This is a genomic window from Pseudomonas sp. (genome assembly GCF_048269965.1).
Lineage (GTDB): Bacteria > Pseudomonadota > Gammaproteobacteria > Pseudomonadales > Pseudomonadaceae > Aquipseudomonas.
Genome location: NZ_JBLWTV010000036.1, coordinates 1 through 20,421, shown reverse-complemented (window position 1 = coordinate 20,421; position 20,421 = coordinate 1). Strand labels below are relative to the sequence as shown.

Here is a 20,421-nt window from a genome sequence, read left to right as displayed (position 1 = left end):
ATAGCAGCGTTCTTTCTCATGACGCGCTCCGGACGAAGCCACGACTGGCGCGCTTCTCGAGGAAATACAGGCCGATCATGGCGAGAACGGTCAGGCCCAGATAAATGAAGGCTGCGACCATATAGAAGGTGAAGGGCTCCTTGCTGGCGGTCACCGCAATCTGCGAGCGGCGCATGATTTCCTCCAGGCCGATCACCGACACCAGCGCGGTGTCCTTCATCAGAATCATGAACAGGTTGCCCAGGCCGGGCAGGGCGATGCGCCACATCTGTGGCAGGATCAGCTTCCAGAGAATGCGCGCCTTGGACATGCCGAGCGCCAGACCGGCTTCGCGGTGGCCCTTGGGTATGGCCAGGATGGCGCCACGGAACACCTCGGTGGCGTAGGCACCGAAACACAGGCCGAGGGCGATGGTGCCCGCAGCGAAGGCGGAGAGTTCGAGGCTCTCGACGCCGAGCAGGTCGGCCAGGCTGCGCATCAGGCCAACCGTGCCGAAATAGATCAGCAGCACCCAGAGCAGTTCGGGCACGCCGCGCACGAGGGTGGAATAGCTGCCGCCGAGCCACTGCAGCGGCTTGTACGGCGAAGTCTTGGCCAGCGCGCCGAGCAGGCCAAGCACCAGACCTACAGCCAGCGCGGACAGCGCCAGTTGGATGGTCATCAGGGTGCCGGCGGCCAGGGCGGGGCCGAATCCGTGGAGTTCGAAAATCATCGGAGGGCTCGGGCAACTGCGCCGCCCAATGGGCGGCGCAGTGCCTTCAGGTCATCAATAGATGCTGAACGGGAAGTACTTGTCGTTGATCTGCTTGTAGGTGCCGTCTTCGATGATGGCCTGCAGAGCGGTGTTCAGCTTCTCGCGCAGCGGGTCGCCCTTGCGCACGGCGATGCCGATCTTGTCGTTGTCGAATACCGGGTCGCCCTTGAACTCGAAGTCCTTGCCGGCGTCGCTCTTGAGCCATTCCCAGTTGACGAAGGTGTCGGCCAGCACGCCATCGAGACGGCCGGAAGCCAGGTCGAGGTAGGCGTTTTCCTGGGTGTCGTACAGCTTGATGTCGACCACCTTGTCCAGGTTGTCTTCCAGCCAGGTGCCGGCGATGGTGGCGCGCTGCGCACCGATCACCTTGCCTTTGAGGCTGCCGGCATCGGTCTTGAAGTCGCTGGTCTTAGGGGCGATGAACTGCAGCTTGTTGGTGTAGTACGGCTCGGTGAAATCGACCGCGGCCTGACGCTCTTCGGTGATCGACATCGACGCGATCAGGAAGTCGAATTTCTTGGCGTTCAGGGCCGGGATGATGCCATCCCAGTCGGAGGTGACCACTTCGCATTCGGCCTGCATCTTGGCGCACAGCGCCTGGCCGATTTCCACGTCGAAGCCGGTGACCTTGCCACTGGCGTCGATCAGGTTGAAGGGCGGGTAGGCGCCTTCGGTGCCGAGTTTCAGTTTGTCAGCTGCGACAGCGCTGGTGCCGAAAGCCAGGGTAGCGGCTGCGGCCAGCAGGATCTTCTTATAGTTCTGCATGCATGTTGCTCCGTGTTAGCGATTGCTGGACATGAATTGTTTACAGCGTGCCGAGTTCGGGTTGTCAAACACCTGGGCGGGTGGCCCCTGTTCCTCGACCAGGCCCTGGTGGAGAAACACCACCTCGCTGGAAACCTGGCGAGCGAAACTCATTTCATGGGTCACCAGCAGCATGGTGCGACCCTCGTCGGCAAGCGCGCGAATCACATTAAGCACTTCTTGTACCATCTCCGGGTCGAGCGCCGAAGTCGGCTCGTCGAACAGGATCACCTTCGGCTGCATGGCCAGGGTGCGGGCGATGGCCGCGCGTTGCTGCTGGCCGCCGGAAAGCTGGTTGGGGTAGACGTGACGTTTGTCGGCGATACCGACCTTGGCCAGCAGCGCTTCGGCCACCTCGATGGCTTCGGCCTTGCTCTGGCCAAGCACGCGGCGCGGCGCCTCGATGATGTTGTCGAGCACGCTCATGTGCGGCCACAGATTGAAATTCTGGAAGACGAAACCGATCTCGCTGCGCAGGCGATTGATCTGCCTGTTGTCGGCGGCAACCAGCTCACCGTTCTTCGCGGCCTTGAGCTTGAGCTCCTCGCCAGCGACGAAAATCTGACCCTTGTGCGGGTTTTCCAGCAGATTGATGCAGCGCAGGAAGGTGGACTTGCCGGAGCCGGAAGAACCGAGAATGGAAATGACGTCGCCGTCTTTGGCGGTCAGGGAAATACCCTTGAGCACTTCGAGATCGCCGTAGCGCTTGTGCAGGTTGCGGATTTCCAGCGCGGGCGTCGCCTCGGCCATGGGGTGGTGTCCTCTTCTTCTTCGAATGCGCTCCGGCGTACGGCGGGCCGTCCTGGCTGGCGGCCAAGCTAGCATAGCGTTTCCGTGACCGCCAAGCCGTTTGCTGGGCGATAGAGGGTCGCCGGGTTGCAGGTGTCGCCTGGTTACAGTTGCTTGTCGCGCAGGCGAAACAATGGCACACGAAAATTGCCGGCGGCAGAAAGCAAAAAGCCCCAGCGCATGGCTGAGGCTCTTTGTCGTATGTCAGTGGTGCCCAGGGACGGAATCGAACCGCCGACACGGGGATTTTCAATCCCCTGCTCTACCAACTGAGCTACCTGGGCCAACGGGGCGCTATTAGACGGATTTGAAGGATCAGTGTCAAGCGCAGGTTTGAAAAATATTTAATTATTTCGGGCGCTTAGGCTCGTGACGGGTAGGGTGCGCCGTGCGCACCGCCCTGCAGATGCCCTGGTGCGCATGGCGCTCCCTACGCCTGTCTCACTCGCTTGGCGGTACGTAGCCTTCGGCCTGGGCGTATTCCTCGCCGGAGAGGAACTTGTCCATCTCGGTTTGCAGGAACTTGCGGTCCTCGGCGTTCATCATGTTCAGGCGGCGCTCGTTGATCAGCATGGTCTGGTGCTTTTGCCACTCGTCCCAGGCCTGCCTGGAGACGTTGGTGAAGATGTCTTCGCCTTTGGCGCCGGGGTAGGGCGCGCGATCCAGGCCGGGCAGTTCCTGTTTGTATTTGCGGCACAGCACGGTGCGGGTCATGTCGGTTCTCCAGCGGTAATGACTTGCGCCGCGCGTTTCAGCAGCTTCTTCACCGGGGCGGCGAGCCCCAGGCGCGGCGGGGTGGCGAGGTTATACCAGAGCCAGTCGGCCTCGGCCACGCGACCTGGCTGTTCGGTCACTTCGATCAGCCAGGGTTCGATGGCCAGCTGGAAGTGGCTGAAGGTGTGGGTCAGGCCTTCCAGTTCACGGCGTTCGCCGAGTGCGAGCTGTTGCTGCTGGGCGATCTCTGCGAGTTGTGCGAGGTCGTCCAGCTCCGGCAGGCTCCAGAGGCCGCCCCACAGCCCGGTGGAGGGGCGGCGATAGAGCAGGATATCGCCGGCAGCGTTGACCAGCAGCGGCATCAGGGTGCGTTTCTGCGGCAGTGCCTTGCGCGGCTTGGACACCGGGTAGCGGATTTCCAGGCCGAGCAGGTGCGCCTGGCAGCCGCTGCGCACCGGGCACAGCAGGCAGGTGGGTTTGCTGCGCGTGCAGAGGGTGGCGCCGAGGTCCATCATCGCCTGGGTGTAGTGGTTGACCCGTTCGTGCGGGGTAAAGCGCTCGGCGACGTCCCACAGCTGTTTGGCCACCTTCGGCTCGCCCGGATAGCCCTCCTGCGCGACATAGCGCGCCAGCACACGCTTGACGTTGCCGTCGAGGATCGGCGCACGCAGGCCCATGCTCAGGCTGGCGATGGCGCCGGCGGTGGAGCGGCCGATGCCGGGCAGCTCGCTGAGCGCCTCTACGCTGCGCGGGAACTCGCCGCCGTGCTCGCGCATGACGATCTGCGCGGTCTTCTGCAGGTTGCGCGCGCGGGTGTAGTAACCCAGGCCGGTCCACAGGTGCAGCACTTCGTCTTCCGGCGCTTCGGCCAGGTCCTTCACGGTCGGCAGGGCGGCCATGAAGCGGTCGAAGTAGCCAAGCACGGTGCTGACCTGCGTCTGCTGCAGCATGATTTCCGACACCCAGACGCGGTAGGGCGTGATGCCCTGCTGCCAGGGCAGGTCCTTGCGCCCGTGCTGGTCGTACCAGGTCAGCACGGCGCCGTTGAACTGCTCGGGGCTCATCGGTTGAACAGGCCCTTGAGTGCGTCTTTCAGTTCCGGGCTGACCTTGTCGCCGAGCTTCTCTTCCAGCTTCTCGGTCAGCTTGTTGCCGGCCAGGCGCGCGGCGATCTTGCCGAGGCCGTCCTGATCCAGGCGGCAGGCCTTGGCGCCGAGTTCCAGCGGGCCACGGCAACGCAGCGGCCATTCGATGCCGACGTAGCGCTCGTTGACCTGACAGGCCGGGTCCGGCATTTCGCGCTGGTCGCCTTCCAGGGTGATGCCGACCTTGTAGTCGAGGCCGAGCACGCGCAGGTCGAGGTCGCCGTTGCCGCTGACTGCCAGGCCCGGCACCTGGGCCTTGAGGTCGGGGTTGTGGGCGACCCCGTCGCGCACGCTGAGGCTGCCCTTGAGTTCGCGGAAGGGGGTGTCCTTGCCGGTTGGCGGGTTGCTCAGCGCCTTGCGGTTGAGGGTGGCGATGCCACGGCACAGCTGCTGTTCGAGGTTGGCGTCGACCAGCACGCCGTCGTTGAGGACGAAGCTGGCGTTGCCGTTGAGCGCTTCGACCCAGGCCTTCTGGCTGTTGCCACGGGTGTTGAACTTGGCGTCCAGGTCGAGCAGACCCTTGATCGGCGAAGGCTGATCGTCCTTCTTCAGCAGCGGCTCCAGCGGTATGCGGGTCAGGCGCTTTTCCACGCTGAGCATCGGCTCGGCCTGGCGCACGTCGATGCGCCCGCTGCCGACGAAGCTGCCGCCCTGCAGTTTGCCGCGCGCCTCTTGCAGGGTGATCAGGCCGCCACGGCCATTGGCCTTGAGATTGACGTCGCTGAGCTGATGCTTGTCGTAGGTGAGCTGGGCGAGGCTGAGCGCCAGTTGCAGGTCGAGTTTGCGCAGTTGGTCAACCGGCAGCACTTTCTCGTCACTCCAGGCCTGCTGGGTGGGTTTGTTGGGCAGCGGGGTGGTGCCGTCCTTGCCGGCGCCGGCGATGCTGTCCTTGACCTCGGCCTTGCGCGCGGCAGCGGCACTGTCCTGGGTTTTTGGCGGCAGGTAGCGGTTCAGATCGAGCTTGTCGCCCTTGAGATCGGCACGCAGGGCCTGCTTGGCGAAGTCGCTCACGCCGAGGTTGCCGGTGAAGGTGCTGCCGTCGAGCTTGAGGTTGAGCTCTTCGAGCATCATGCCCTTGCTCGAACCGTTCAGGCGGCTGACCAGTTCGAACTGGCTGAGGCTATCGGCGGCCTGCATGGGCGGCAGTTCGACGCCGACGCCGTCGAGGAATTCACGCAGGTTGAGCGAGGCGATGGACAGCCCGCCGGAAATCCTGGCGTCCTTGTCCAGTTCGCGTGCCTTGATTTCGCCGAGGGCGCGCAGTTGGTTGGCGGAGAGCTTGAGGCCATTCCACTCGGCGATGTTGGCGGCCAGGTCGACCAGCAGTTGGCCCTGGGCGGAGAAGTTCAGGGTCTTGCCCTTGAGCGGCTCGCCCGAGGCTTCGCCGGCCAGCTTGAGGTCTTCGAACTGGTAGCGCTTGAGCGCGCGGTCGAAGCGCAGCTGGCCTTCAACCTCGCTGCGTGCGCGCAGCACCGGCTGATTGGTGCCGAAGAAGGCGCTGAGTTTGACCGGAATACTGGCGCCTTCGCGGATGGCGCCGGTTTTCAGCTCGATGTTCTCGACGGTGAACTGCTGGCCCTTCTGCGCGTCGCTGTAATCAACGCGCGAGTTGCTCAGGGTGAGGCTGTCGATATCCAGCTTGACCGGTTGGCCGGCCGGTTTGTCGCTCGGCTGGCTCGGCGGCGTGGTGTCGCCCGGCGCCGGCTCGCCAGGTGCTTGCTGTGGCGCACTGGCCTGGGCGGGGCGGCCGACGCCTTCCCAGTTGCCATGGCCCTTGTCGTCACGCTGCAGGTTGAGGTTGAGGCCGTCGACGCGGATGTCGCTCATCTGCACTTCCTTGCGCAGCAGCGGCATCACGCGCACTGACAGGCCGATCATGCGCAGGTCGGCGAAGGGCTTGTCCGGGGTGTCGGCGCTGGCCAAGGTGGCGTCGGTGAGTTCCAGGCCCAGCCAGGGGAACAGGCTCCAGCCGATGTCGCCCCTGAGCTGCAGTTCGAGGTTGGCCTTGTCGCGGGCGATCTGGCGGATCTCATCCTTGTAGTCGTTGGGGTCGAACAAATGGGTCAGGGCGAACAGCAGCGCCACTACGATCAGTAGCAGGCCGAGAAAGAAAAGGCCCAGGATCTTGCCTAACGCTTTCATGGACGGGTCCTTGTGGAATGGCGATTTGCAGAAGACTGCCGATTATAGCGTCATGCCGCCATGTCCAGGCGCCTGCTCGAGGCGGCGAACGGGGGCGGGCTCGAGCTTGGATCGGAATAGGCTCGAGCGGTTCCCCGGCGCTGCGGCGTGCAGCAGGCGGTGTGTATCGACAGCATCTATCACGCAATAGATGAGGTCTTTTGGGTTTTTGCGAAAAAAACAAGAAATCTGCATGAATTGATAAAAATTGACTTCTTGCGCGGCGATTTGTCGCGCCCTGGTGCTACTCTCCGCAAGCTTTTGCTTCGGCGGGCTGATGCGATTGCCCTTGCTTGCTCGTAACCATAAGAAGAGACCTCTCTAATGACTGACGCCTTTGCATTGGACGGCGTTGCAGCGAAGCCTGCATTCCTGTCCAAAGAGCGCATCATCGCGCGACCCGGTTTCAACCGTTGGCTGGTGCCGCCAGCCGCTCTCGCTATTCACCTGTGTATCGGCATGGCCTACGGCTTCTCGGTGTTCTGGCTGCCGCTGTCGAAAGCGGTCGGCATCACTGCCGCCACGGCCTGCACGCCGGAAATGGGCTTCTTCGAGCAGATCTTCGCCAGCAACTGCGACTGGCAGATTTCCATGCTCGGCTGGATTTACACCCTGTTCTTCGTTTTCCTTGGCTGCTCGGCTGCCATCTGGGGTGGCTGGCTGGAGCATGCTGGCCCGCGCAAGGCTGGCGTGGTTTCCGCGCTGTGCTGGTGCGGTGGTCTGCTGATTTCCGCGCTGGGTATCTATAGCCATCAGATCTGGCTGCTATGGCTGGGGTCGGGGGTGATCGGCGGTATCGGTCTCGGCCTGGGCTACATCTCGCCGGTTTCGACCCTGATCAAGTGGTTCCCGGACAAGCGCGGCATGGCGACCGGCATGGCGATCATGGGCTTCGGTGGTGGTGCGATGGTCGGTGCGCCGCTGGCGGCGATTCTGATGAATCACTTCGCTTCGGCTGAAGGCGTTGGCGTCTGGCAGAGTTTCGTGGTCATGGCGGTGATCTACTTCATCTTCATGATGGGCGGCGCGCTGTCCTACCGCGTACCGCCGACTGGCTGGAAGCCGGCAGGCTGGACCGCGCCGGTGGCCAAGGCCAACAACGCGATGATCACCAAGGGTCACGTGCACGTGAATACCGCGTGGAAGACCCCGCAGTTCTGGCTGGTCTGGGCTGTGCTGTGCCTGAACGTGTCGGCGGGTATCGGCATCATCGGCATGGCTTCGCCGTTGCTGCAGGAAGTCTTCGCCGGCAAGCTGATCGGTGTCGACCTGGCATTCAACGAACTCAGTTCCGCGCAACTGGTCGAGATCGCCGCCATTGCCGCCGGGTTCACCGGTCTGCTCAGTCTGTTCAACATCGGCGGCCGCTTCTTCTGGGCTTCCTGCTCGGACTTCATCGGGCGCAAGGGCACCTACTTCGTGTTCTTCGGTCTGGGTTTCGCGCTCTACGCCGCGGTGCCGATGCTGGGTCAGCTGGGCAGCCTGGCGCTGTTCGTGTTGGCGTTCTGCATCATCCTGTCGATGTACGGCGGCGGCTTCGCCACCGTGCCGGCCTACCTGGCCGACCTGTTCGGCACGCAGATGGTCGGCGCGATCCACGGTCGCCTGCTGACCGCCTGGGCGGTGGCGGGTGTGCTCGGTCCTGTGCTGGTCAACTACCTGCGCGAGTACCAGCTGAGCATCGGTGTGGAGAAGGCTGCGGCCTACGACATCACCCTGTATATCCTGGCCGGCCTGCTGGTGCTGGGCTTCATCTGCAACGCCCTGGTGCGTCCGGTGGCGCCGAAGTACTTCATGACCGAGGCCGAGCTGGCCGCCGAGCGCGCCCATGGCGAGAAGTCGGCACCGGCGTCGAGCGAGCTGGAGTGGTCGGCTGATCCGTCGAGCAAGCCGGTGGCGGTCGCCGCCTGGTTGGTGGTGGGTATTCCGCTGGCCTGGGGTGTGTGGATCACCCTGCAGAAGACCGTCGTGCTGTTCCAGTAACGCCGTGCTCGTGGAAAAGCCCGCGCAGGCCCGTCGCCTGCGCGGGCTTTTTCGTTTCTGGCCGTTCGACCATCGCCGGTAGCCGTTGCCGCCCCGGCACGCCTATAATGCTGGCCTTTTTCCGTTAGTGATTCGTGGAGCTGGTGATGGCCGAACGTACGGCATTCGTCGAGCGCAACACCCTGGAGACCCAGGTCAAGGTCTCGATCAACCTGGATGGCACCGGCAAGGCGCGCTTCGATATCGGTGTGCCCTTTCTCGAGCACATGCTCGACCAGATCGCCCGTCATGGTCTGATCGACCTCGATATCGAGTGCAAGGGCGATCTGCATATCGACGACCACCACACCGTCGAGGACGTCGGCATTACCCTCGGCCAGGCTTTCACCAAGGCCATCGGTGACAAGAAAGGGATGACCCGTTACGGCCATTCCTATGTGCCGCTGGACGAAGCGCTGTCGCGCGTGGTGATCGACTTCTCCGGTCGCCCTGGCCTGCAGATGCACGTGCCGTTCACCCGCGCGGTGGTCGGTAACTTCGACGTCGATCTGTTCCAGGAATTCTTCCAGGGCTTCGTCAACCACGCGCTGGTGTCGCTGCACATCGACAACCTGCGTGGGCACAACACCCACCACCAGATCGAGACCGTGTTCAAGGCCTTCGGCCGCGCGCTGCGCATGGCCGTGGAACTGGACCCGCGCATGGCCGGGCAGATGCCGTCGACCAAGGGTTGTCTGTAAATGCAGACCGTAGCCGTAATCGACTATGGCATGGGCAACCTGCACTCGGTGGCCAAGGCGCTGGAGCACGTCGGCGCCGGCCGCGTACTGGTGACCAGCGACGCCAAGGTGATCCGCGAGGCTGATCGCGTGGTGTTCCCCGGTGTCGGCGCGATTCGCGATTGCATGGCCGAGATCAGGCGCCTGGGCTTCGACGAGCTGGTGCGTGAAGTCAGCGCCGACCGTCCGTTCCTCGGCATCTGCGTCGGCATGCAGGCGCTGCTCGAGCGCAGCGAGGAGAACGACGGCGTCGATTGCATCGGCCTGTTCCCCGGTCAGGTGCGCTTCTTCGGCAAGGATCTGAACGAAGACGGCGAGCGCCTCAAGGTGCCGCACATGGGCTGGAACGAGGTCAGCCAGGCGGTCAAGCACCCGCTCTGGCACGACATCCCGGACCACGCGCGCTTCTACTTCGTGCACAGCTATTACATCGAGGCTGGCAAGCCGCAGCAGGTGGTCGGTCGCGGTCACTACGGCAAGGACTTCGCCGCCGCGCTGGCCGAGGGCTCGCGCTTCGCCGTGCAGTTCCACCCGGAGAAGAGCCATACCCATGGCCTGCAACTGCTGCAGAACTTCGCCGCCTGGGATGGTCGCTGGTAATGGCTCGCGCCAAGGTTCCCAGTCTGGCGCTCGAACCTGCCCAGGAGCAGGCCGCGCTGCTGATGCTGCAACGCTTTCTCGACGAGCGTTTCGAGCTGCAACTGGGCACCTTCGAAGTGCAGGAAGTCCTCGATCAGATCACCCGCGAGCTGGCGCCGCACTATTACAACAAGGCGATTCTCGATGTTCAGGCGCACCTGAAAGACAGGTTCGAGAGCATCGAGAGCGACCTGTGGGCGCTCGAGAAGAGCTGAGCGTCTTACCGAATTCAAACTTGAGCAGGTTCAACCGATGCTGATTATCCCCGCTATCGATCTGAAGGACGGCGCCTGCGTGCGTCTGCGCCAGGGCCGCATGGAAGACTCCACGGTGTTCTCCGATGACCCGGTGAGCATGGCCGCCAAGTGGGTCGAGGGTGGCTGCCGTCGTCTGCATCTGGTCGATCTCAACGGCGCCTTCGAGGGCCAGCCGGTCAACGGTGAAGTGGTCACCGCCATCGCCAAGCGCTACCCGACCCTGCCGATCCAGATCGGTGGCGGCATCCGCACCCTGGAGACCATCGAGCACTACGTGCGCGCCGGGGTCAGCTACGTGATCATCGGCACCAAGGCCGTGAAAGAGCCTGAGTTCGTCACCGAAGCGTGCAAGGCCTTCCCCGGCAAGGTGATCGTCGGTCTGGACGCCAAGGACGGTTTCGTCGCCACCGACGGCTGGGCCGAAGTGTCCAGCGTGCAGGCCACCGACCTGGCCAAACGCTTCGAGGCCGATGGCGTGTCCGCCATCGTTTATACCGACATCGCCAAAGACGGCATGATGCAGGGCTGCAACGTCGAAGCCACCGCCGCACTGGCCGCTGCCAGCAAAATTCCGGTGATCGCTTCCGGTGGCATCCACAACCTCGGTGACATCGAGAAGCTGCTGCTGGCGCGTTCGCCCGGCATCATTGGCGCCATCACCGGCCGTGCCATCTACGAAGGCACCCTGGACGTGGCCGAAGCGCAGGCCTTCTGCGACACCTTCAAGGGTTGAACCGTAGGGCGGGTGAAACCCGCCGCAATTGACGCAATCTTTATCGGTGGGTTGCACCCACCCTACGGGAGCTCCGTATGGCACTGGCTAAACGCATTATCCCCTGCCTCGACGTGGACAACGGCCGCGTGGTCAAGGGCGTCAAGTTCGAGAACATCCGCGATGCCGGCGACCCGGTGGAAATCGCCCGCCGCTACGATGAGCAGGGCGCCGACGAGATCACCTTCCTCGACATCACCGCCAGCGTCGATGGCCGCGACACCACGCTGCATACCGTCGAGCGCATGGCCAGCCAGGTGTTCATCCCGCTGACCGTGGGTGGCGGCGTGCGTACCGTGCAGGACATTCGCAACCTGCTCAATGCCGGCGCCGACAAGGTGTCGATCAACACTGCTGCGGTGTTCAACCCCGAGTTCGTCGGCGAAGCCGCGGCGCGTTTCGGTTCGCAGTGCATCGTCGTCGCCATCGACGCCAAGCGTGTTTCCGCGCCGGGTGAGCCGGGCCGCTGGGAGATCTTCACCCATGGCGGGCGCAAGCCGACCGGCCTGGATGCCGTGGCGTGGGCGCGCAAGATGGAAGAGCTGGGCGCCGGTGAGATCCTGCTGACCAGCATGGATCAGGACGGCGTCAAGAGCGGTTACGACCTTGGCGTGACCCGCGCCATCAGCGAGGCCGTGCGCGTGCCGGTGATCGCCTCCGGCGGCGTCGGCAACCTGCAGCACCTGGCTGACGGTATCCTCGAAGGCAAGGCCGATGCCGTGCTGGCCGCGAGCATCTTCCACTTCGGCGAATACACCGTGCCGGAAGCCAAGGCCTATCTGGCCAGCCGCGGTATCGTGGTGCGCTGATCGGTCGTGTCGCTCGGGCCACGGTCGTGGCCCCCGTTGAGTGCGCCACAGGGCCGTAACGAAAGCTGCGGGCGAGTCGACGGCAAAGTGCCAGCGATGCGACTAAAATTCCTCGTCATTCCTGAACCCTATGCCCTCTGCTGCTGGCGGATGGCATTCCCTTGCCGAACTATCCGACACGGAGTCCCCATGTTCCTTCTTCGATTCGTGACCGTACTGGCCCTGTCGTGTGGCCTCAGCCTCGCGCGCGCCGAGCCGCTGGTGCTGCTTACGGAAAACATGCCCCCTTTCAACATGTCGGTATCCGGCACCAACTACGCCCGTGACGAAGGTGTCACGGGTATCAGCTCCGACATCCTGCGCGCGGTATGCGAGCGTGCCGAGGTTGAGTGCCAGCAGATCCTGCGTTTTCCCTGGCAGCGCGTGTACCAGCAGACACTGGACGATGCCGGTTACGGAGTGTTCTCCACCGCGCGCACAGCCGAGCGTGAGGGGCTGTTCAAATGGGTTGGGCCCATTTCCAGGTACGACTGGGTACTGTTCGCCAAGGGCGACAGCCCGATCCAACTGGCCAGCATCGAAGACGCGCGCCGTTACCGGATAGGTGGCTACAAGGGGGATGCCAAGACCCAGTTCCTGCTGGACAGAGGCCTGGAGGTAAAGGCTGCGCTGCGTGATGCCGAAAACGTCAGGAAACTCGACAAAGGTCAGATCGATCTGTGGATTGCTTCCAGCCAGGCCGGACCGCTTACAGCCCGCCAGGAAGGCGTAGAGAACCTCAAGGTGGTTCAGCACTTGAACTCGGTGGACCTCTACCTGGCGCTCAACCTGCAGACACCTGACGAGCTGGTGCAGAAGTTGCAGCGTGCACTGGATTCGCTGCGGGCCGAGGGTGCGTTGAAGAGTATCGAGGCGCGCTACTGAGGCACACTGCCAGTAATCGCTGGGCCGGGGAGGGCGCGGCGGTTATCCTGAGGCGGTCTGCCTTTTCATAGAAAGAGAAATGTCATGTTCAAACGTCTGCTGATCGTGCTCGCTGGCACCCTTATGGTGCTCGCTGGTGCGGTGCGCGCCGAAGTGGATCCGAACTACAGCGTGGTCCTGCTGACCGAGAATTTCCCGCCTTACAACATGGCGATCAACGGCAAGAACTTCGCTCATGAAGACAACATCGATGGCATTGCCGTGGATGTGGTCAGAGAGATGTTCAAGCGTGCCGGGGTCAAGTACAACCTGACCCTGCGTTTTCCCTGGGATCGCATCTACAAGCTGGCGCTGGAAAAACCGGGCTATGGCGTCTTCGTCACCGCGCGCCTGCCGGAGCGTGAGGAACTGTTCAAGTGGGTTGGCCCGATCGGCCCTGACGACTGGGTGCTGCTGGCCAAGGGTGACAGTTCGATCAATCTGGCCAGCCTGGATGAGGCCAAGCAGTATCGCATCGGCGCCTACAAGGGCGACGCCATCTCCGAATACCTGGTCGACAAGGGCGTGGAGCACAGCACCTCGTTGCGTGACCAGGAAAATGCTCGCAAGCTGGTGGCCGGGCAGATCGATCTCTGGGCCACGGGTGACCCTGCCGGCCGCTACCTGGCCAAGCAGGAGGGTGTCTCCGGTCTGCGGACCGTATTGCGCTTCGACAGCGCCGAGCTGTACCTGGCGCTGAACAAGGAAACGCCCGACGAGATCGTCGCCAAGCTACAGGCAGCGCTGGATCAGATGCGTGCCGAAGGTTTCGTCGACGATATTCTCAACAGCTACCTGTAAGCACCGAACACGCGGCCGGCCACGAGCCGGTCGCTTGCCATGGACGGCAGAGCCACTGAGTGCCAATGACCGGGCTCGGGCCCATGCAAGGATGTCGCTAGCCATAACCAAAATCATGCGAGCGGTACGTCTTATGCTGAATACTCTGAAGAAAAGCCTGTTTGTCACCTTGTTCATGCTCTGCGGTTCCGCGCAGGCGGAGTTACCGCAGGATTACAAGGTGGTGCTGCTGACCGAGAATTTCCCGCCCTTCAACATGGCGGTGGACGACAAGAACTTCGCCCGTGACGACGGTATTGACGGTATCAGTGCCGACATCGTGCGCGAGATGTTCAAGCGTGCCGGCATCGACTACACCCTGACCCTGCGCTTCCCCTGGGACCGCCTGTATCGCCTGACGCTGGACAAACCCAACTACGCGCTGTTCTCCACCACCTATACCGAGGAGCGCAAACCGCTGTTCAAATGGGTCGGCCCGATTGCCAAGACCGGCTGGGTATTGCTCGCCGCGCCGGGCAACGACATCAAGGTGTCGAGTCTGCAGGACGCTGCCAAGTATCGCATCGGTGCCTACAAGAACGATGCCGTCAGCCAGAACCTGGAGAGCCAGGGCCTGGAGCCGATCAACGCCCTGCGTGACCAGGAGAACGTGAAGAAGCTGGTGCGCGGGCAAATCGACCTGTGGGCCACCACCGACCCGGTGGGTCGTTATCTGGCCAAGCAGGAAGACGTCACCGGCCTCAATACCGTGCTGCGTTTCAGGGATGCCGAGCTGTATCTGGCGCTGAACAAGGACACCCCGGACGAGGTGGTGCAGCGCCTGCAGAAGGCGCTGGATGAGCTGCGCAGCGAAGGCTTCATCGACGAGATTACCGAGAACTACCTGTAACCCTGTCCGGTTCCAAAACCCTGGGGTGTCGCGGGGCCGCCTGGGCCATGCGCTCCAGTCGTGACGCTGGTGCCTGCCTCGGTGCGCACGGCGCACCCTACGGGTTTCGCCAAAAAAAAGCCCGGACAGTTGTCCGGGCTTTTTCGTATTGCCGTATTGCCTCAGTTGCCGCGCGTGACGCTCAGGCCCTTGAGCAGGTTGAGGGCCTGGCTCAACTGGTAGTCGTCGTCCTGCGGGCGTTCGCTGCGCGCCGCCTGTGCGGCCTTGCTCGGGCGGTCGGCGCCGCCGTTGCCATTGCCCAGATGGCCTTGCAGGTCAGCTTCCTTGATGCCTTCGCTGTCCTGCTCGCGGGTGAGCTTGGCGCGCGCCACTTCGATGTCAGGGATGATGCCCTGAGCCTGGATCGAGCGGCCATTGGGTGTGAAGTACAGCGCCGTGGTCAGCTTCAGCGCGCGGTCGTTGTTCAGCGGCAGCACGGTCTGTACCGAGCCTTTGCCGAAGCTGTCGGTGCCCATCAGGACCGCGCGTTTGTGATCCTGCAGCGCGCCGGCGACGATTTCCGAGGCCGAGGCGCTGCCGCCATTGATCAGCACCACCAGCGGCACGCCTTCGCTGGCGTCGGCCGGGTCGGCGTTGAAGCGCAGTTCGGAATTGGCCAGGCGGCCTTCGGTGTAGACGATCAGGCCGCTCTTGAGGAAGTGGTCGGTCACTTCCACGGCTGCCTGCAGCACGCCGCCGGGGTTGTTGCGCAGGTCCATGACCAGGCCGCTCAGTTTCTTGTTGCCGTTGTCCTGGCGCAGTTTGGTCAGTGCCTTGCCGACCTCCTCGCCGGTGTTGACCTGGAATTGCGAGATGCGCAGATAGCCATAGCCGTCTTCGAGCATCTGGCTCTTCACGCTGCGCACCTTGATCACCGCGCGGGTCAGGGTCAGGTCGAACGGGCGACCGCCATCGCGCACCAGGGTCAGCTCGATCTTGCTGCCGGCCTTGCCGCGCATCTTGTCCACGGCTTCCATCATCGACAGGCCCTTGGTCGGCTGGCCGTCGATCTTGACGATCAGGTCGCCGGGCTGGATGCCGGCTTTCGATGCCGGGGTATCGTCGATGGGCGAGACCACCTTGACGAAGCCATCCTCCATGCCGACCTCGATGCCCAGGCCGCCGAATTCACCGCTGGTGCTTTCCTGCAACTCGGCGAAGGCTTCCGGTTCGAGGTAAGCCGAGTGCGGGTCGAGATTGCTGAGCATGCCCTTGATGGCATTTTCCAGCAGGGTCTTGTCGCTCACCGGCTCGACATAGGCTGCCTTGATGCGGTCCATCACCTCGGCGAAGGTGCGCAGGTCATCCAGCGGCAGCGGGGCCTTGCCGCTCGCCGCCGCTGCCGGCGCGGGGGCAGGCTCGGCGGCGTGCAGGGCGGGAGCGCCGAGCAGCAGCCCGAGGGCCAGGGCCAGGCAGGTGGGGCGGAAGCGATGAGACATGAAGACAACTCCTAAATGGATGAGGCGCCACCAGGCTGCTGAAAAACTACCTGCGTTGGCAATACTGCGTTAAAAACGGCCTCAGAATGCTCATTTACAGCTCGTAAATTCCGCTTCTTCGGCCGTTTTTGCCTTGTCTTGCCGGCCTCGCTTACGTTTTTCAAAAACTTGGTTATCCCTGCGCGCGGCACCACTGTGCCGGATCACTCGGACGACCATTCTGGCGAATGGCGAAGTACAGTGCCGATGTTTCCTGGCCACCGCTGTTACCAACGGTGGCGATGGGATCGCCGGCCTTGACCACGTCCCCGGCATTCTTCAGCAGGTTCTGGTTGTGGCCATACAGGCTCAGGTAACCATTGCCATGGTCGAGAATGACCAACAGACCGGCGCCACGCAACCAGTCGGCGAATACCACGCGACCACCATGCACGGCACGTACCTGACTGCCGGAGGGCGCACCGATCAGCACGCCATCCCACTTAGTACGAGCGTCGCCGCCGCGAGGGGTTCCGTAGCGTGCTACCAATCGGCCATCGACCGGCCACGGCAACTTGCCGCGTGCGCTGGCGAAAGGCCCGCCGTAGACAGCGCCGGATGTCACCAACGGGCCGCTGGCCGGGCTCGGCTGCTGGCCGCCCGGCCGCGCCTGCTGTGCGGCCAGGGCGCGCTTGCGCGCCTCTTCAGCCTCGCGCGCCTGGCGGGCCAGGGTTTCTTCGATGGTCTTCAGTACGCGGCCCAGTTCGGCCTGTTCCTGCTGGCGTGCCTTGAGTCGCTGATCACGGCTGGCGAAGTCGCGGTTGAGCTTGGCCAGGGCCTGCTGGCGTTCCTTGCGCGCTTCGGCGAGCCGGGCGTGGCGTTCATCCAGGCCTGCCTTCTGCGCCTGTAGCTGGGCCTGGTGGCTGTTGATTTCCTGCTCGACGTTGGCCAGCTGGCGCAAGGTCTCGTTGAACGCGGCGAGCTGTTCGAGACGCGCCTGACTGAGGTAGTCGTAATAGGTGAGGGTGCGCGAGAATTTTTCCGGGTTCTGCTGGTTGAGCAGCAGCTTGACGTATTCCTGGCGGCCGCTCTGATAGGCCGCGCGGGCCTGGATGGCGATCAGTCGTTGCTGTTCAGTGCGCGCGCCCTGGAGTTTTTTTTTCTCCTGATCCAGGCGCTGGATTTCCTCCTCGCTGCCCTTGAGCTCGCGCTGCAGTTCCTTGACCTGGCCTTCCAGCTCGCCCATCTCGGTCTCGGTCTTCTTCAGCTGCTGCTGCACGCCGGATTTCTCCTGCTGCAGTTTCTCCAGCAGCTTCTTCAGCTCGGCGACGTCCTGGCGCGCCGCTTCCAGCTGGCGCTGGGTATCGGCGCGCTGATCGGCGATGGCCGGAGCGATCAGGCTGCTGAACAGAATCAAGGCAAGGATGCGAAGCATGGGCGAGGCGGTACCTGAGCGGGGTAGCGAATGGCGCTTAGTATGCCTAAAAAAGCGGCGGCAAGCTGTAAACCACAAGCGGCAAGAAGAGCGAAAATGGCGCGTAGCCCGGATGCAATCCGGAGGAAGATTCCCCGGATTGCATCCGGGCTACGATGCTTGCGTTTTATTGCAGCTCGACGATGGTCTTGCCGGTCATCTCGGCCGGTTGTTCCATGCCCATCAGGTTGAGCAGGGTGGGCGCCACGTCGGCCAGCACGCCGCCTTCGCGGATGCGTGCCGGGCGTTTGCCGACGTAGATGAACGGCACCGGCTCGCAGGTGTGGGCGGTGTGCGCCTGGCCGGTGCACTCGTCTTCCATCTGCTCGACGTTGCCGTGGTCGGCGGTGATCAGCGCTTCGCCGCCGACCTTCTCCAGCGCGGCGGTGATGCGGCCGACGCAGCTGTCGAGGGTTTCCACGGCCTTGACGGCGGCCTCGAACACACCGGTGTGGCCGACCATGTCGCCGTTGGCGTAGTTGACGATGATCACGTCATAGCGCTGGTTTTCGATGGCATCGACGATCTTGTCGGTGACTTCCGGCGCGCTCATTTCCGGCTGCAGGTCGTAGGTGGCGACGTTCGGCGACGGAATCAGGATGCGCTCTTCGCCCTCGAACGGCTCTTCGCGGCCGCCGGAGAAGAAGAAGGTGACGTGGGCGTATTTCTCGGTCTCGGCGATACGCAGCTGAGTCTTGCCGTTCTTCGCCAGGTATTCGCCGAGCACGTTGGTCAGGGCTTCCGGGGCGAAGGCGCTCGGGGCCGGGATGCTCGCCGCGTACTGGGTGAGCATGACGAAGTTGACCTGCGGCGCGCGCTGGCGCTCGAACTCCTTGAAACCGGGCTCGACGAAGGCGCGGGTCAGCTCGCGGGCGCGGTCGGCGCGGAAGTTCATGAACACCACGGCGTCGCCGTCCTCGACCTGCACCGGCTCACCGATGGTGGTGGCCTTGACGAACTCGTCGCTCTCGCCGCGTTCGTAGGCGGCCTGCAGGCCTTCGGCTGCGTTGGCGGCGTTGAACTGGCCGGCGCCGTCGACGATCAGGTGATAGGCCTGCTCGACGCGGTCCCAGCGGTTGTCGCGGTCCATGGCGAAGTAGCGACCGGCGAGGCTGGCGATGCGGCCCTTGCCGAGGCGGGCGAAGGCAGCATCGAGCAGTTCGATGGACGGCTGCGCGCTCTTGGGCGGCGTGTCGCGGCCATCGAGGAAGGCGTGCAGGTAGATCTTCTCGGCGCCACGCTTGGCAGCCAGTTCGGCCATGGCGACGATGTGATCCTGGTGGCTGTGTACGCCGCCATCGGAGAGCAGGCCGAGGATGTGCACGGCCTTGCCGGCGCCCACGGCCTTGTCCACGGCCTGGTTGATCGTGGCGTTGTCGAAGAATTCGCCGTCGCGAATCGCCTTGGTCACGCGGGTGAAATCCTGGTACACCACACGGCCGGCACCGAGGTTCATGTGGCCGACTTCGGAGTTGCCCATCTGTCCGTCCGGCAGGCCGACGTCCATGCCGCTGCCGGAGATCAGGCCGTGCGGGTAGTTGGCACGCAGGCGGTCGTACACCGGCGTGTTGGCGGCGTAGATGGCGTTGTACTCGGGTTTGTCGCTGTGACCGAAGCCGTCGAGGATGATCAGAACCAAGGGTTTTGGCGTGGCACTCATTGAACTGGCTCGCTCTGCGTCTGAGGGGGCAATGAAACAGCCCGGCATTTTAGGGCCAAGCGCCTGGCGCGTCACTGCCAGACGGGGTTTGGCCGACCTGTGGGGCTGTGTATACTGGCCGGCATTTTACCGTCCTGGGCCATACAGATGTTCGCCAACCTGATTGAATTCATCATCAACCACTACGTACTGAGTGGAATGTTCGCCGTTCTGCTGGTGTTGCTGATCATCACCGAAATGCGCAAGGGCGGGCAGAGCCTGTCGAGTCGCGAGCTCACCGCGCTGGTCAACAGCGACAAGGGCGTGGTGCTCGACGTGCGCGCGCAGAAGGATTTCTCCGCCGGACATATCGTTGATTCGCTGCACATCCCTTACGACAAGGTGGTGGCCCGTGTCGCCGAGCTGGAAAAGCACAAGGCCAAGACCATCGTCGTCGTCGACGCCATGGGGCAGCATGCCGGCAGCGTTGCCCGCGAGCTGAAGAAGGCCGGTTTTACCGCCGCCAAGCTGTCCGGTGGCATCGCTACCTGGCGCGGCGACAACCTGCCGCTGGTGAAGTGACATGACCAAGGTGGTCGTCTACTCCAGCGATTGGTGCCCCTACTGCATGCGCGCCAAGCAACTGCTGGCCAGCAAAGGGGTGGACTTCGAGGAAATTCGTGTCGACGGCCAGCCGGCCATCCGCGCGGAGATGACCCGCAAGGCTGGCCGCACCTCGGTGCCGCAAATCTGGATCGGCAGCACCCATGTGGGTGGCTGTGACGACCTCTATGCCCTGGAGCGCGCCGGCAAGCTCGACGCCCTGCTGCAGAGCCCCGCTTGAAACCTCAACGTTAAGGAAGGCAAACGCCATGACCGAGCAAGCCAACAGCGGCGCAGCCGCTGCCGATTCGCAGAACCCGCAATTTTCCCTGCAGCGCATCTACGTCAAGGACCTGTCCTTCGAAGCGCCGAAGAGCCCGGAAATCTTCCGTCAGGAGTGGACGCCGAGCGTCGGCCTGGATCTGAACACCCGCCAGAAGGCTCTGGAAGGCGACTTCCACGAAGTGGTGCTGACCCTGTCGGTCACCGTGAAGAACGGCGAAGAAGTCGCCTTCATCGCTGAAGTGCAGCAGGCTGGCATCTTCCTGATCAAGGGCCTGGACGCCGCCTCGATGAGCCACACCCTCGGTGCCTTCTGCCCGAACATCCTGTTCCCGTATGCCCGCGAAGCGCTGGACAGCCTGGTGATCCGCGGCTCGTTCCCGGCCCTGATGCTGTCGCCGGTGAACTTCGATGCCCTGTACGCCCAGGAGCTGCAGCGCATGCAGCAGGCTGACGAAACCACCGCTCACTGAGCGCTCGGTTCGGTTGCATGAAAAAGCGCCCCTCGGGGCGCTTTTTTTTGGTTCTTCGCATAGTTTGGGGAACGTCCGGGTTGACACCGGACTGGCAATTACGTGTTAGCTGTCGATGACTTGGCACTCTCCATTAGTACGCCGCCTGGCTTGATGGGTTTCGCCCCTTACGGGCGACTCACTTTCTTTGCTTGTGCAAAGAAAGTAAGCAAAGA

The 20,421-nt window shown here is 63.3% G+C and carries 21 protein-coding genes and 1 tRNA gene; 12 read left to right on the top strand and 10 right to left on the bottom strand.

Going from position 1 to position 20,421, the window contains the following annotated elements; translation table 11 throughout:
- Nucleotides 1-16: 16 nt before the first annotated feature.
- The 7 genes from ACN0X6_RS24035 to ACN0X6_RS24005 all read right to left on the bottom strand — a co-directional run bounded on the left by ACN0X6_RS24035 (nucleotide 17) and on the right by ACN0X6_RS24005 (nucleotide 6,347).
- Nucleotides 17-712 (bottom strand): ABC transporter permease, encoded by a 696-nt coding sequence (locus ACN0X6_RS24035; protein ID WP_417707802.1) that lies wholly within the window; start codon nucleotides 710-712, stop codon nucleotides 17-19.
- Between the two features lie 54 nt (nucleotides 713-766).
- Nucleotides 767-1,519, bottom strand: coding sequence for an ABC transporter substrate-binding protein (locus ACN0X6_RS24030; RefSeq protein WP_192985757.1), 753 nt, complete (start codon nucleotides 1,517-1,519; stop codon nucleotides 767-769).
- 15 nt (nucleotides 1,520-1,534) lie between these two features.
- Nucleotides 1,535-2,308, bottom strand: a complete 774-nt coding sequence (locus tag ACN0X6_RS24025; RefSeq protein ID WP_160020143.1) for an ABC transporter ATP-binding protein — start codon at nucleotides 2,306-2,308, stop codon at nucleotides 1,535-1,537.
- Nucleotides 2,309-2,555: 247 nt separating this feature from the next.
- Nucleotides 2,556-2,631 (bottom strand) — tRNA-Phe (locus ACN0X6_RS24020).
- A 157-nt stretch (nucleotides 2,632-2,788) separates the two neighbouring features.
- A complete protein-coding gene (locus ACN0X6_RS24015; RefSeq protein WP_417707799.1) occupies nucleotides 2,789-3,061 on the bottom strand; it encodes an oxidative damage protection protein in 273 nt (90 codons plus the stop codon).
- Nucleotides 3,058-4,125 (bottom strand): A/G-specific adenine glycosylase, encoded by a 1,068-nt coding sequence (mutY, locus tag ACN0X6_RS24010; protein ID WP_417707797.1) that lies wholly within the window; start codon nucleotides 4,123-4,125, stop codon nucleotides 3,058-3,060. Before mutY ends, ACN0X6_RS24015 begins: the two co-directional genes overlap by 4 nt.
- A complete protein-coding gene (locus tag ACN0X6_RS24005; RefSeq protein ID WP_417707795.1) occupies nucleotides 4,122-6,347 on the bottom strand; it encodes an AsmA family protein in 2,226 nt (741 codons plus the stop codon). Before ACN0X6_RS24005 ends, mutY begins: the two co-directional genes overlap by 4 nt.
- Nucleotides 6,348-6,710: 363 nt before the next feature.
- Here ACN0X6_RS24005 and ACN0X6_RS24000 point away from each other — a divergent pair, with 363 nt between their 5' ends.
- From ACN0X6_RS24000 to ACN0X6_RS23960, 9 genes are all read left to right on the top strand, one after another.
- Nucleotides 6,711-8,369 carry an OFA family MFS transporter gene (locus ACN0X6_RS24000; protein WP_417707793.1) on the top strand — a complete coding sequence of 553 codons (1,659 nt, stop codon included), beginning with the start codon at nucleotides 6,711-6,713 and terminating at the stop codon, nucleotides 8,367-8,369.
- 146 nt (nucleotides 8,370-8,515) lie between these two features.
- Nucleotides 8,516-9,109 carry an imidazoleglycerol-phosphate dehydratase HisB gene (gene hisB, locus ACN0X6_RS23995; RefSeq protein WP_017675949.1) on the top strand — a complete coding sequence of 198 codons (594 nt, stop codon included), beginning with the start codon at nucleotides 8,516-8,518 and terminating at the stop codon, nucleotides 9,107-9,109.
- Nucleotides 9,110-9,748: an imidazole glycerol phosphate synthase subunit HisH gene (gene hisH, locus ACN0X6_RS23990; RefSeq protein WP_160020134.1), complete on the top strand. Its 639-nt coding sequence runs from the start codon at nucleotides 9,110-9,112 to the stop codon at nucleotides 9,746-9,748. It begins immediately after the preceding gene.
- On the top strand, nucleotides 9,748-10,002 hold the full coding sequence (locus tag ACN0X6_RS23985) for a DUF2164 domain-containing protein (RefSeq protein ID WP_099526026.1): 255 nt from the start codon (nucleotides 9,748-9,750) through the stop codon (nucleotides 10,000-10,002). The genes hisH and ACN0X6_RS23985 overlap by 1 nt, the downstream gene beginning before the upstream one ends.
- A gap of 37 nt (nucleotides 10,003-10,039) precedes the next feature.
- Nucleotides 10,040-10,777, top strand: a complete 738-nt coding sequence (gene hisA, locus ACN0X6_RS23980; protein ID WP_192985748.1) for a 1-(5-phosphoribosyl)-5-[(5-phosphoribosylamino)methylideneamino]imidazole-4-carboxamide isomerase — start codon at nucleotides 10,040-10,042, stop codon at nucleotides 10,775-10,777.
- Between the two features lie 77 nt (nucleotides 10,778-10,854).
- Nucleotides 10,855-11,625, top strand: coding sequence for an imidazole glycerol phosphate synthase subunit HisF (gene hisF / locus ACN0X6_RS23975; protein WP_064495061.1), 771 nt, complete (start codon nucleotides 10,855-10,857; stop codon nucleotides 11,623-11,625).
- A 189-nt stretch (nucleotides 11,626-11,814) separates the two neighbouring features.
- Nucleotides 11,815-12,549 (top strand): substrate-binding periplasmic protein, encoded by a 735-nt coding sequence (locus ACN0X6_RS23970; RefSeq protein WP_417707789.1) that lies wholly within the window; start codon nucleotides 11,815-11,817, stop codon nucleotides 12,547-12,549.
- 84 nt (nucleotides 12,550-12,633) lie between these two features.
- Nucleotides 12,634-13,389 (top strand): substrate-binding periplasmic protein, encoded by a 756-nt coding sequence (locus ACN0X6_RS23965; RefSeq protein ID WP_417707787.1) that lies wholly within the window; start codon nucleotides 12,634-12,636, stop codon nucleotides 13,387-13,389.
- A gap of 133 nt (nucleotides 13,390-13,522) precedes the next feature.
- On the top strand, nucleotides 13,523-14,278 hold the full coding sequence (locus ACN0X6_RS23960) for a substrate-binding periplasmic protein (RefSeq protein ID WP_417707785.1): 756 nt from the start codon (nucleotides 13,523-13,525) through the stop codon (nucleotides 14,276-14,278).
- A gap of 161 nt (nucleotides 14,279-14,439) precedes the next feature.
- Here the strand turns inward: ACN0X6_RS23960 and ACN0X6_RS23955 are convergent, their stop codons facing one another.
- From ACN0X6_RS23955 to gpmI, 3 genes are all read right to left on the bottom strand, one after another.
- Nucleotides 14,440-15,756: a S41 family peptidase gene (locus tag ACN0X6_RS23955; protein ID WP_417707783.1), complete on the bottom strand. Its 1,317-nt coding sequence runs from the start codon at nucleotides 15,754-15,756 to the stop codon at nucleotides 14,440-14,442.
- A gap of 172 nt (nucleotides 15,757-15,928) precedes the next feature.
- Nucleotides 15,929-17,170, bottom strand: coding sequence for a murein hydrolase activator EnvC family protein (locus ACN0X6_RS23950; RefSeq protein WP_417707781.1), 1,242 nt, complete (start codon nucleotides 17,168-17,170; stop codon nucleotides 15,929-15,931).
- A gap of 166 nt (nucleotides 17,171-17,336) precedes the next feature.
- Nucleotides 17,337-18,869: a 2,3-bisphosphoglycerate-independent phosphoglycerate mutase gene (gene gpmI / locus ACN0X6_RS23945; protein WP_417707779.1), complete on the bottom strand. Its 1,533-nt coding sequence runs from the start codon at nucleotides 18,867-18,869 to the stop codon at nucleotides 17,337-17,339.
- A gap of 147 nt (nucleotides 18,870-19,016) precedes the next feature.
- Between gpmI and ACN0X6_RS23940 the strand changes: the two genes are divergently transcribed.
- The 3 genes from ACN0X6_RS23940 to secB are packed head-to-tail and all read left to right on the top strand — an operon-like array spanning nucleotide 19,017 to nucleotide 20,206.
- On the top strand, nucleotides 19,017-19,430 hold the full coding sequence (locus ACN0X6_RS23940) for a rhodanese-like domain-containing protein (RefSeq protein WP_160020125.1): 414 nt from the start codon (nucleotides 19,017-19,019) through the stop codon (nucleotides 19,428-19,430).
- A gap of 1 nt (nucleotide 19,431) precedes the next feature.
- Nucleotides 19,432-19,692, top strand: a complete 261-nt coding sequence (grxC, locus tag ACN0X6_RS23935; RefSeq protein WP_160020124.1) for a glutaredoxin 3 — start codon at nucleotides 19,432-19,434, stop codon at nucleotides 19,690-19,692.
- A 28-nt stretch (nucleotides 19,693-19,720) separates the two neighbouring features.
- Complete coding sequence (gene secB, locus ACN0X6_RS23930) at nucleotides 19,721-20,206, top strand: protein-export chaperone SecB (protein WP_160020123.1); 486 nt, start codon at nucleotides 19,721-19,723, stop codon at nucleotides 20,204-20,206.
- Nucleotides 20,207-20,421: the final 215 nt, after the last annotated feature.